Raw genomic sequence first — 11,849 nt, forward strand, 5'->3', positions numbered from 1 at the left:
CTTATGGCCTCTGACGGCATGTTGATGGATGTTGCCTGACCGCGCATCCCCGGACAGATCTCGAGAAGCTGGTCTTAAGATTTGACCTCGAAGTGCACCGGCGTGCCTTCATATGAGGATCAAATCGAACACGTCGATGGCATCTGGATCTGGTGTGGCTGTAAAAGGTAGTCACGCTGTTGGATCTGGTCCCGTACACTCAAGAGTGTCCGGATAGCCAGATTTGGAACCCTTTCGAGCGCAAGCGAGAAGGATAGGTCTTCCAAATCCAACTCAAGGATGAGCATTGGCAATGAGAACGATCAAGTGAAATAAGGGCAATTGGTGGATGCCTTGGCATGCACAGGCGATGAAGGACGTGATACGCTGCGATAAGCCGTGGGGAGCTGCGAATGAGCTTTGATCCATGGATTTCCGAATGGGGAAACCCACCTTAAATGCTTGGGAAATCTGAATTGTTTTGACCGGGTCTTTTTGCTTCGAGCGATCGAGGCAAAAGGGTCGAAGCCCGTTTGGGCTTGGCAAGGCCAAGGGCCGTCGCTGCTGATGCAGCGTAGGTTCGGCGGCCTTGGATTTGGTTGGAGCGCTTCAGGTTTCCAAGCATTATCAATAAGGTATCTTACTTTCGAATACATAGGGGTAAGAAGCGAACGCAGGGAACTGAAACATCTAAGTACCTGCAGGAAAGGACATCAACCGAGACTCCGCAAGTAGTGGCGAGCGAACGCGGACCAGGCCAGTGGCCTTGGGGAATAAAGTGGAACGGAATGGAAAGTCCGGCCGTAGCGGGTGATAGCCCCGTACATGTAGAACACCCAAGGTCCTTGAGTAAGGCGGGACACGTGAAATCCTGTTTGAAATTGGGGGGACCACCCTCCAAGCCTAAGTACTCGTGCATGACCGATAGCGAACAAGTACCGTGAGGGAAAGGTGAAAAGCACCCCGACAAGGGGAGTGAAATAGAACCTGAAACCGGTTGCCTACAAACAGTCGGAGCCCGGGCCCTTTAGTGGGTTGGGTGACGGCGTACCTTTTGTATAATGGGTCAACGACTTAGTGTGACGAGCAAGCTTAAGCCGATAGGTGAAGGCGCAGCGAAAGCGAGTCTGAACAGGGCGTTCAGTTCGTCGCATTAGACCCGAAACCGAGTGATCTAGCCATGAGCAGGTTGAAGGTTGGGTAACACCAACTGGAGGACCGAACCCGCATCTGTTGCAATAGATTGGGATGACTTGTGGCTAGGGGTGAAAGGCCAATCAAACTCGGAAATAGCTGGTTCTCCGCGAAAACTATTTAGGTAGTGCGTCGACCGAATACCCTCGGGGGTAGAGCACTGGATGGGCTATGGGGACTCACCGTCTTACTGATCCTAACCAAACTCCGAATACCGAGGAGTACTAGTCGGCAGACACACGGCGGGTGCTAACGTCCGTCGTGAAGAGGGCAACAACCCTGACCTCCAGCTAAGGTCCCCAAGTCATGGCTAAGTGGGAAAGGATGTGAGGATCCCAAAACAACCAGGATGTTGGCTTAGAAGCAGCCATCATTTAAAGAAAGCGTAACAGCTCACTGGTCTAAATAAGGGTCTTTGCGCCGAAAATGTAACGGGGCTAAAGCCATGCACCGAAGCTGAGGATAGCGATCTTCTCACGAAGACGCTGTGGTAGCGGAGCGTTCCGTAAGCCTGTGAAGGGATACCTGTGAGGGGTCCTGGAGGTATCGGAAGTGCGAATGTTGACATGAGTAACGATAAAGGGGGTGAGAGACCCCCTCGCCGAAAGACCAAGGGTTCCTGCTTAAAGTTAATCTGAGCAGGGTTAGCCGGCCCCTAAGATGAGGCAGAAATGCGTAGTCGATGGGAACCACGTTAATATTCGTGGGCCTGGTGGTAGTGACGGATTGCGTAACTTGTTCGGACTTATTGGATTGTCCGGGCGGGGAAGCGGTTCCAGGAAATAGCTCCACCGTATAGACCGTACCCGAAACCGACACAGGTGGTCAGGTAGAGTATACCAAGGCGCTTGAGAGAACTATGCTGAAGGAACTCGGCAAATTGCACGCGTAACTTCGGAAGAAGCGTGACCCTGTCGTACGCAAGTATGTCAGGGTGGCACAGACCAGGGGGTAGCGACTGTTTATCAAAAACACAGGGCTCTGCGAAGTTGCAAAACGACGTATAGGGCCTGACGCCTGCCCGGTGCTGGAAGGTTAAGAGGAGAGGTGCAAGCTTTGAATCGAAGCCCCAGTAAACGGCGGCCGTAACTATAACGGTCCTAAGGTAGCGAAATTCCTTGTCGGGTAAGTTCCGACCTGCACGAATGGCGTAACGACTTCCCCGCTGTCTCCAGCATAGACTCAGTGAAATTGAATTCCCCGTGAAGATGCGGGGTTCCTGCGGTCAGACGGAAAGACCCCGTGCACCTTTACTATAGCTTTACACTGGCATTCGTGTCGGCATGTGTAGGATAGGTGGTAGGCTTTGAAGCTTGGACGCCAGTTCAGGTGGAGCCATCCTTGAAATACCACCCTTATCGTCATGGATGTCTAACCGCGGTCCGTTATCCGGATCCGGGACAGTGTATGGTGGGTAGTTTGACTGGGGCGGTCGCCTCCGAAAGAGTAACGGAGGCGCGCGATGGTGGGCTCAGACCGGTCGGAAATCGGTCGTCGAGTGCAATGGCATAAGCCCGCCTGACTGCGAGACTGACAAGTCGAGCAGAGACGAAAGTCGGTCATAGTGATCCGGTGGTCCCGTGTGGAAGGGCCATCGCTCAACGGATAAAAGGTACGCCGGGGATAACAGGCTGATGACCCCCAAGAGTCCATATCGACGGGGTTGTTTGGCACCTCGATGTCGGCTCATCGCATCCTGGGGCTGGAGCAGGTCCCAAGGGTTTGGCTGTTCGCCAATTAAAGCGGTACGTGAGCTGGGTTCAGAACGTCGTGAGACAGTTCGGTCCCTATCTGCCGTGGGTGTAGGAATATTGACAGGATCTGTCCCTAGTACGAGAGGACCGGGATGGACATATCTCTGGTGGACCTGTTGTGGCGCCAGCCGCATAGCAGGGTAGCTATATATGGAATGGATAACCGCTGAAGGCATCTAAGCGGGAAACCAACCTGAAAACGAGTATTCCCTTGAGAACCGTGGAAGACTACCACGTTGATAGGCCGGGTGTGGAAGTGCAGTAATGCATGAAGCTTACCGGTACTAATCGTTCGATTGGCTTGATCGTTCCCATTGCTTGTGTTCATCACTCGGCAAACGCAAAGCGTTTGTCCGATACTCGGCGAAGACGAAGTCTTCGTCCGACTGAACCATAAGCCATCAAAAAAAGACGTGTTCACATAAGACAAATGAAGCAAAAGCGATAAACCGCAGGCGGTTTACGCAGGCTTCAACCAGCTTCTCAAATATCGGTTTTACCCGCATCTGCGGTGTGAAAATCGCTCTGGCCCAAAGTCGCCTCCTCGTGAGATGACCGTATGGCCGTCCGATGTCCCCTGTGAGCGCCAAGCGAACAGGACAAGGAGTATCGGACAAGCAAAGAGCGAGATTTACACCTGCATTGCAGGTGTAAATCTTGCCCTTTGCCGACCTGGTGGTTATTGCGGGGTGGCCGCACCCGTTCCCATTCCGAACACGGCCGTGAAACGCCCCAGCGCCAATGGTACTTCGTCTTAAGACGCGGGAGAGTAGGTCGCTGCCAGGTCTGCAAAAGGCAAGAATAAACCGATAACATGCGCCCGATGCCGTAAGGCTGAGGATAAGCTGCATGTTCAACAAAAAACCATATCTTCTCTCAACAAACGCCGGCCCAAGCCGAAACAACGGGCCGCCCTCAAGCGGCCTTTTTGCTTCGGTAAATTAAACCGCATAAACAGACGAAATGTTGGTCAATCGAGCTTTTGCAATAAGCAAAAGCGCCGATAAAAGAACTCAAACGAGATTTTGGCTTTGCCAAAACTCGGCAGAAGCGACCAAAGGGTCGCAGCAATCTTTTTGCCAAAGGCAAAAAATTGGCGCGGGGTGGAGCAGCCCGGTAGCTCGTCAGGCTCATAACCTGAAGGCCGCAGGTTCAAATCCTGCCCCCGCAACCAGATCTTCCAGACAGAATAACCAAAAGCCCCGATCGCGAAAGCCAACGGGGCTTTTTGACGTTCAGCCCAAACCTCACGAAAACCTCATGCCCGCGACACCCCGGAATAACAAAAACCGATAAATCCAAGCAAACTCGCAACCGCAAAGACGTTGAGGTCCGTAACGTCGCAAGCTCCGCTGCGCTCCACGAAAACCCAGCTCCATCAATCAAAAACCAACCAACCACAAAACATCCGAAAATAAAGCATATAACCCCCCGCTGCGGCCGCCCGGGATGAGGACACGGGCGCAAGCCAGCCGTCCCGTTCAATGCAGGCCGAGATAGGCTTTGCGAACCTCCGCATTGTCCAGCAGCGACGCGCTTTCTCCGGATAAGTGAATGCGACCGTTGACCATCACATAGGCCCGCTGAGACAGCCTCAGCGCATGATTGGCGTTCTGTTCGACGAGGAAGATCGTCTTGCCCATCGCCGCAATCTCGCCAAGAACATCAAAAACCCGCTTGACCACAAGCGGCGCAAGGCCAAGAGACGGCTCGTCGAACAGAATCAGGTCCGGGCGCCCCATCATGGCGCGCGCGATCGCCAGCGTTCCTTCAGTCGCGGAAAAAGCTCGAACATCTGTGTCCGGTCTTCATCGAAATGTGTCGTGCCGATGGGCGTGGTGCCCATCATCATGTTTTCCTCGACGCTCATGTCCGGGTAGATCTGGCGGCCTTCCGGGACAAGCGCAATGCCACGGCGGGAGATGCGGTTGGTCGGGAGAAGGGAGATATCCTCGCCCTTGTGCATGACCTTGCCGGAGGAAGCCCGCGGGGCGCCGAAAATGGTGGAAAGCAGTGTCGTCTTGCCGGCACCGTTCGCACCGATCAGGCTGACGATTTCGCCCTTCGCGATGTGAACATTGACGGACTTCAAGGCTTCCACGGGACCGTAATGGGCGTGAACACCGATGAATTCGAGGAGCGGGTTGTCGGAATTTGCGTTTGCGGTCATGCCACCACCTCTTCTTCGCTAACACCAAGATAGGCGGCGATCACCGCCGGATCGTTGGTAACGCTCTCCGGCGTGCCGTCGGAAATCACCTCGCCGTGGTCGAGGACGACGATGTGATTAGCGATGCGCATCACCAGCCCCATGTCATGCTCGATTACCAGCACGGACAGGTCATGGTCGGCGCAAAGCCGGCGAATGACATCCGACAGGTCCTTGGTTTCCGACGGATTGAGCCCGGCCGCCGGCTCGTCCAGGCAAATGAGTTTTGGCGACGTGCACATGGCGCGGGCGATCTCCAGCCGCCGCTGGCGACCATAGGGAAGCTCGCCTGCAAGGTGGTTTGCGTCTTCGACAAGGCTCATCTGGCCGAGCCAGTAATAGGCGCGATCGACTGCCTCGGCCTCGGCGTTCCTGTAGGCACGGGTCCTGAAAACGCCGCTCAGGAGATTGTTGCGGGTGGCAAGGTGCTGCGCCACCAGCAGGTTCTCGATAACAGACATTTCCTTGAACAGCCGGATGTTCTGGAATGTACGGGCGATGCCGGCGCGGGTGACGAGGTGTGAGCCGCCGGTGATTGGCCGGGTAATCAGTGCGCCGATGTCTTCAGATGTGCCACGGCCATTGAGCAGGATGCGACCCTCGCTGGCGCGGTAGAAACCGGTAATGCAGTCGAAGATCGTCGTCTTGCCAGCGCCGTTCGGGCCGATCAACGCAGTGATCGCACCCCTTTCGACGGAGAAGCTGACGTTGCGATTGGCGACGATGCCGCCGAAACGCATGGTGACGTTCTGGACGTCGAGAATGGGAGCGCTCATTGGCCGGCCTTCGTCTGGAGCTGGAGTTCGCGTACCGGCCTTGCCTCGCGCGACGAGGGGAAGAAGGCGGGACGTGTGAGACGCACGAGCCCACGCGGCTTCCAGATCATCATCACCACCATGAGGACGCCGAAGACGAGCACGCGATATTCGGCAAAATCGCGCAGCAGTTCCGGCAGGATCGTGAGCACAAGGGCAGCGAGGATGACGCCGACGGTGGAGCCGAGGCCGCCCAGCACCACGATCGCAAGGATCAGGGCGGATTCGAAGAAAGTGAAAGAGGTCGGGTTCACGAAGCCCTGATGGACCGCGAAGAACACGCCGGCAATGCCCCCGGTCGATGCGCCGAGCATGAAAGCCGAAAGTTTCGTGAAGACATGGTTCACGCCGAGCGAGCGACAGGCGATCTCGTCCTCGCGCAGCGCTTCCCACATCCGGCCGAGCGGCATGACGCGCAGGCGGGAGACCGCGTAGATCACGGCGCAGACGACGAGGAACAGCACGGTGTAGATGAACCAGAATTTGTAATCGCCGCTGTAGCCGATGCCGAAGAATTCGTGGATCGGCACGCCCCCCTGTTTTGCTCTGCGGGTAAATTCGAGGCCGAAGAACGTCGGTGCGGGAACGGCTGCGCCATTCGGGCCGCCGGTGAATTCCAGCCAGTTGTTGAGGATGAGGCGGATGATCTCACCGAAGCCGAGCGTAACGATGGCGAGATAGTCGCCGTGCATCTTCAGGACGGGGAAAGCCAGCACCATGCCGAAAAAGCCGGCGAGGATTGGCGCGATGATGAGGGCGCTCCAGAAGCCGATGCCGAGATATTGGTAGCCGAGTGCGAGCAGATAGGCACCGACCGCGTAGAAGGCGACGAAGCCGAGATCGAGAAGGCCGGCGAGACCGACGACGATGTTCAGACCAAGGCCGAGCAGGCAATAGATCAGCGCCAGTATGGCGACGCCGAGGAAATACTTGTCGGCGAAGAAGGGCAGAGAAAGGCCGGCAAGAAACAGTGCGGCCAGCAAGAGGGCGGGCGAACGCTCCTTGCCGGTATTGACCGTGACGCCGGAATTGCTTCCTGTAAGCCGGCTGCGGATATGCTGGCCGAATGTGGTCAGCCCGGCCAGCGAAAAGATCAGGCGTCCGGCAGTAATGATCGCGGCAATGGTTACGGCACGGCCAAGTTCATTTCGGAAACCGAAACCATCAAGCATGAGGCCGGAAATCGGGCCGAACAGGATGAGCGACACGGTAAAGGTGATGACGGCTTCCTTGAGAAGGGTCGGGATGCGGTGCATGATCTCTGCTCCTCAGACTTTCTGGATTTCCGGCCGGCCAAGCAGGCCGTAGGGGCGGAAAAACAGGAGGATGATCAGAAGCGAGAAGGCAAAGACATCCTTGTAGTCGGTGCTGACATAGCCGGCGAACAAGGCTTCGGTCAGGCCGAGCAGGATGCCGCCGAGAACCGCGCCGGGCAGGGAGCCGATGCCGCCGAGCACCGCCGCGGTGAAGGCCTTGATGCCCATCACGAAGCCGATGAAGAAGTTGAACGAACCGTAGTTGAAGGTGACCAGCGTGCCGCCGACGGCGGCCGTTGCGGCGCCGATAACGAAGACGCACGAGATGATCCTGTCCGTATTGACGCCGAGGATCGAGGAGATCTGCCGGTTCTGCTGGGTCGCGCGGCATTCGCGGCCAATGCGGGTGTAGTTGATCACATAGGTGAGGATGCTCATCGACACCAGCGAGGCAATGAGGATCACGGTCTGCATGTAGGTGATCTGCACGAAATGCTGGCCGTCGCCGAAGCGGAATGCGCCCTGGATGAGGATCGGAACCCCCTGGTCACGCGCGCCCTGCGAAATCTGCACGTAGCTCTGCAGCATCAGGGAGATACCGATGGCCGAGATCAGCGGCGCGAGTTTGGTGGAGCCGCGCAGCGGACGATAGGCGACCCGCTCGATCGCCCAGCCGTAGACGCCGGTGATCAGGCAGGTGATGATCAGGATGGTGATCAGCGCGAACGGTACAGACTGAAAGCCGAAGAAATGCAGGACGGCAAGCGTGATCGCGGCGATATAGGCAGAGACCATGTAGACATCGCCATGGGCGAAGTTGATCATGCGGATAATGCCGTAGACCATGGTGTAGCCGACGGCGATGAGGCCGTAGATCGTGCCAAGTGTCACGCCGTTGACGAGCTGCTGGGCCAAGATGAACACGTCCATGGCGAACCCCTCTTATAGTTTGTTCTGGCATCGGCTGAAGCGCTGCTTCAGCCGATCGACGTGGACAGCTTAGTTGCTGCGAACCGGGGCGCCTTCTTCGTCAAAGGCATAGAAGACGAACTTGAAATCCTTCACGTCGCCCTTTTCGTTCCAGGCAAGGTTGCCAACGGCGGACTTTACGGTGTTGGCGCGAAGCCACGCGACCTGATCCTCGATCGAGCCTTCCTTGGTGCCCTCAATGGCGGCAACGATGGTCTGCGCGCTGGCGTAGCCGAAGAGGGTGTAGTTGTCGGGAGCGATGTTCGCCTTCTTCAGGGCTTCCTGGGCATCTGCGGTTGCCGGGTCTTCCAGCGGATCGGCGGCAGACGAGTAGTAGACGTTCTTGAGGTTCAGCGGGCCGCCGGCAGCAGTGACGATTTCCGTCTGGGCAAGCGCGTCGCCGCTGACGAATTTCACGTCGAGACCCTGTTCATGGATCTGCCGGATGAGCGGGCCTGCTTCGGGAATGAGGCCGCCGAAATAGACAGCGGTTGCGCCGGAGCTCTTGATCTTGGTGACGAGCGCATTGAAGTCGCGCTCGCCGCGGGTCAGGCCTTCATAGAGAACCGGCTGCACGCCGCGCTCTTCCAGCGTCTTCTTCAACGCATCGACGAGGCCCTGGCCATAGGTGTCCTTGTCATGGATCAGCGCGATCTTGTCGAGCTTCAGCGTGTCGAGAATGAAGGAGCCGGCAACGACGGCCTGCTGGTCGTCACGGCCGCAGGTGCGGAACATGGTTTCGAAGCCGCGATCGGTGACGATCGGGTTGGTCGAGGACGGGGTAACCGTCAGGATGCCGTTGTCATTGTAGATTTCGGAGGCCGGGATCGTGCTCGAGGAGCAGAAATGCCCGACGACGGCCTGCACTTCGTCCTGGTCGACCAGGCGGTTGGCAACGGCAACGGCCTGTTTCGGTTCGCAGGCATCGTCGCCTTTCACCAGCTCGACCTGCTTGCCGTCGATACCGCCGGCTGCATTCACTTCATTGATGTAAGCGGACACGCCGGTCCAGACCTGTTCGCCAAATGTGGCATTTGCGCCGGTCATCGGGCCTGCAACGCCGATCTTGATAGTCTCTGCAGCAAAGGCGTGGACAAGGAAAAGCGAAGAGGCGATCGCGGTCGCCGCAAGGAATTTCGAAAACTGGGTCATGAAAGGCTTCCCTCTAGTTAAGCCGTTGATTTTCCTTCTCACGATGCGGGTTTGTCCCGCATTCGATGTTTGTTTTTGCGGTGGCGCATTCCGGCACTTGCGTACAGATGTCCATCGGCCTTCTGTCCCGATTGCGACGTCAGGTTTGTCGCGATCAAGCCTCAATTTCAGTTGACACATGTATGATAAGTGATATATCCAAAATCCGTCAAGCGGAAATCTTTCGAGCACTCCGCCGCCCTTGAAAACGACCGTTTCCAAGGTGAGGCTGGAGGCCGTACAAATGTGACTTGAAGCCGCAAGCGGGAACCAAAGTGGGACATAAAATGGTGAAAAGCGCGCCACGTAACTACCGGATCGGGGTCGATATCGGTGGTACCTTCACGGATATTGCGCTCGATCTGGATGGAACGCTCCATTCGACCAAGGTGCTGACAGATTACACAGGCCCGGAGCGGGCGATCCTGACAGGTGTTCAGGTAGTTGCCGAGATGGCAGGTGTTGCACTGTCAGAGATAGATCTCCTGATCCATGGTACGACGCTTGCCACCAACGCGCTGATCGAGCGGCGTGGCGCCAGGACTGCCTTCGTCACCACTGAGGGTTTTCGCGATGTGCGGCGGCGGCTGGACACCGGAGGCCGTAGCCGATCTCAGGGCTTTCTCAGAGGCGTTCGCCTTGCCGGTCGCGGCATCCTTCCGGTGTCAGGACCTGTTCGACAATACACATCCGAACTATGCGGGCGATCTCGGGCTCGCCGCCGGCCCGAAGCTGATCCAGCACATGAAGGATTGCGATCTGCTGATTTCCATCGGCGCCCGTCTCGGCGAGATGACCACCGGCGCCTATAGCCTTATCGAAATCCCCGTGCCGAAACAGACGCTGGTGCATGTTCATTCGGGCGCCGAAGAGCTGGGGCGGGTCTATCATGCGACCCTGCCGATCAACGCCACGGTCGGCGGGTTTCTGTCGCAGGCCGCGACACTCAAGCGGAAGAGCGATATCGTCTGGACGGAATGGACGAGCGCGGCCCATGCCGACTATCTGGAAAACATCAAGCATCCGCAGACGCCCGGCCCGATGCAGATGGGTGACGTCATGGAGTGGTTGCGCGGCCACCTCAAGCCGGATGCGATCTTGACCACGGGTGCCGGAAACTATTCCGCCTGGGCGCATCGTTTCTACCAATACCGCACCTTCCGCACCCAGCTCGGGCCGACAAACGGCTCGATGGGTTATGGCGTTCCGGCCGCGATCGCTGCCAAGATCACCGCGCCGGAGCGGTCAGTCGTCGCCTTTGCCGGTGACGGCTGCTTCCTGATGAACGGCCAGGAACTGGCCACCACGATGCAGTATGACGCCCGCGTCATTTTCCTCGTCATCAACAATGGCATGTACGGCACGATCCGCATGCATCAGGAGCGCAACTATCCGGGGCGGGTTTCGGGCACTCGGCTCACCAATCCGGATTTTGCCGATCTGGCGAGTTCCTATGGTCTGCATGGCGAGACGGTCGAGAAAACGGAAGACTTCGCTGCGGCCTTCGAACGGTGTGAAGCCTCAGGCAAGCCGGCTCTGATCGAGATCCGTATCGATCCGGAAGCCCTGACGCCGAAGATGAGTCTGACGCAGATGCGCGAGCTGGCTGTCGCACAGGGGAAGTGATCCCGGGCGGCTGTGTCTGAGGTTAAAGCCCCCTCCCTAAAGCCTAAATCCCTCCCCCATGTAGGGAAGGTTTGGGAGGGGTCATTCTAATGAATCCGACGAGTTTCAATCGTCCGCCTCGCTACTCGATGGCTCGTCGAGCATCAGGCGGTAGCGGTTCAGGCTCTCTTCCAGATGCGCGGCCAGCGCATTCTTTGCCGCCTTCGCATCGCCCTGCGTGATTGCCGAGAGGATGGCGGCATGCTCCTTGTTGATCTTTTTCAGATAGGCGGCATAGGAGCGGCCGGACTGGCGATGTTTGAGCACGAGATCGAAATTGATCTCCCCCATCACAGCCTCAAGGAAGCTGGGAAAATGCGGGTTGCGCGTCGCCTTGGCGATGGCGAGATGGAAGTCAAAATCGGCCCGGGCCTCGATTTCCGGATCGGCCGTGTCGAGGGTCTCGATGTGATCGAAGGCACGGGCGATCTCCGCCAGCGCTTCAGGCGTGCGGCGCGTTGCGGCAAGGGCGACGGATTGCATCTCCACGCCCAAACGCAATTCGAGTATCTGCATGGCCGAGCGAATGTCGTCGATCCGGCTGATCTCGAAGTTCAGCGTCTTGACGTCTTTCTCGGTGACATAGACACCGGCGCCCTGGCGGGAAAGCACGCGGCCCCCCACTTTCAATGACGTCAGTGCTTCGCGAATGACCGTGCGCGACACGCCGAATTCTTCGCATAATTGCGCGCTTGACGGGATCTTCTCGCCCGGCGCATACAACCCGCTATCAATTCTCTCGGCGAGCTTGGCGACGACGATCTCCGCCAGATTCCCGCGCTGCGTTATGATCGACATGCGGCTCCGCCTTCGGTTG

The 11,849-nt window shown here is 57.5% G+C and carries 5 protein-coding genes, 1 tRNA gene, 2 rRNA genes and 3 pseudogenes; 5 read left to right on the forward strand and 6 right to left on the reverse strand.

The features are described from left to right. Positions 1 to 300 precede the first annotated feature (300 nt). The 3 genes from QO002_RS02065 to QO002_RS02075 all read left to right on the forward strand — a co-directional run bounded on the left by QO002_RS02065 (position 301) and on the right by QO002_RS02075 (position 4,101). Positions 301 to 3,236 (forward strand): 23S ribosomal RNA (locus QO002_RS02065). Between the two features lie 362 nt (positions 3,237 to 3,598). Next, positions 3,599 to 3,713 (forward strand): 5S ribosomal RNA (gene rrf, locus QO002_RS02070). Between the two features lie 311 nt (positions 3,714 to 4,024). Further along, positions 4,025 to 4,101: transfer RNA gene (locus tag QO002_RS02075), tRNA-Met, on the forward strand. 307 nt (positions 4,102 to 4,408) lie between these two features. Here the strand turns inward: QO002_RS02075 and QO002_RS02080 are convergent. From QO002_RS02080 to QO002_RS02100, 5 genes and pseudogenes are all read right to left on the reverse strand, one after another. Continuing rightward, positions 4,409 to 5,097: pseudogene (locus QO002_RS02080) on the reverse strand (ABC transporter ATP-binding protein). Beyond that, positions 5,094 to 5,912: an ABC transporter ATP-binding protein gene (locus QO002_RS02085; RefSeq protein ID WP_307226205.1), complete on the reverse strand. Its 819-nt coding sequence runs from the start codon at positions 5,910 to 5,912 to the stop codon at positions 5,094 to 5,096. Before QO002_RS02085 ends, QO002_RS02080 begins: the two are co-directional and overlap by 4 nt. After that, positions 5,909 to 7,207 (reverse strand): high-affinity branched-chain amino acid ABC transporter permease LivM, encoded by a 1,299-nt coding sequence (gene livM / locus QO002_RS02090; protein WP_307226207.1) that lies wholly within the window; start codon positions 7,205 to 7,207, stop codon positions 5,909 to 5,911. Before livM ends, QO002_RS02085 begins: the two co-directional genes overlap by 4 nt. A 12-nt stretch (positions 7,208 to 7,219) precedes the next feature. Beyond that, positions 7,220 to 8,137: an ABC transporter permease subunit gene (locus tag QO002_RS02095; protein WP_307226210.1), complete on the reverse strand. Its 918-nt coding sequence runs from the start codon at positions 8,135 to 8,137 to the stop codon at positions 7,220 to 7,222. A gap of 69 nt (positions 8,138 to 8,206) precedes the next feature. Further along, the gene (locus QO002_RS02100; RefSeq protein ID WP_307226212.1) at positions 8,207 to 9,328 is read right to left on the reverse strand and encodes an ABC transporter substrate-binding protein; all 1,122 of its coding nucleotides are present in this window, start codon (positions 9,326 to 9,328) and stop codon (positions 8,207 to 8,209) included. Between the two features lie 326 nt (positions 9,329 to 9,654). On the opposite strand from QO002_RS02100, the pseudogene QO002_RS02105 reads away from it, so the two are divergent. Together QO002_RS02105 and QO002_RS02110 are read left to right on the forward strand one after the other, a co-directional pair. Further along, a pseudogene (locus QO002_RS02105) lies at positions 9,655 to 9,945 on the forward strand (hydantoinase/oxoprolinase N-terminal domain-containing protein); the annotation flags it as partial. 1 nt (position 9,946) lies between these two features. After that, positions 9,947 to 10,993, forward strand: a pseudogene (locus tag QO002_RS02110) (thiamine pyrophosphate-dependent enzyme); the annotation flags it as partial. 105 nt (positions 10,994 to 11,098) lie between these two features. On the opposite strand, the gene QO002_RS02115 reads toward QO002_RS02110, so the two are convergent. Further along, positions 11,099 to 11,830 (reverse strand): FadR/GntR family transcriptional regulator, encoded by a 732-nt coding sequence (locus QO002_RS02115; protein WP_307226214.1) that lies wholly within the window; start codon positions 11,828 to 11,830, stop codon positions 11,099 to 11,101. Positions 11,831 to 11,849: the final 19 nt, after the last annotated feature.

Origin of the sequence: Pararhizobium capsulatum DSM 1112, from assembly GCF_030814475.1 — a bacterium.
GTDB classification, from domain to species: domain Bacteria; phylum Pseudomonadota; class Alphaproteobacteria; order Rhizobiales; family Rhizobiaceae; genus Pararhizobium; species Pararhizobium capsulatum.

Coding starts and splice junctions, on each gene's coding strand:
- QO002_RS02085 (WP_307226205.1), bottom strand. CDS start 5,912: ATGAGCGCTCCCATTCTCGACGTCCAGAACGTCACCATGCGTTTCGGC.
- livM (WP_307226207.1), bottom strand. CDS start 7,207: ATGCACCGCATCCCGACCCTTCTCAAGGAAGCCGTCATCACCTTTACC.
- QO002_RS02100 (WP_307226212.1), bottom strand. CDS start 9,328: ATGACCCAGTTTTCGAAATTCCTTGCGGCGACCGCGATCGCCTCTTCG.
- QO002_RS02095 (WP_307226210.1), bottom strand. CDS start 8,137: ATGGACGTGTTCATCTTGGCCCAGCAGCTCGTCAACGGCGTGACACTT.
- QO002_RS02115 (WP_307226214.1), bottom strand. CDS start 11,830: ATGTCGATCATAACGCAGCGCGGGAATCTGGCGGAGATCGTCGTCGCC.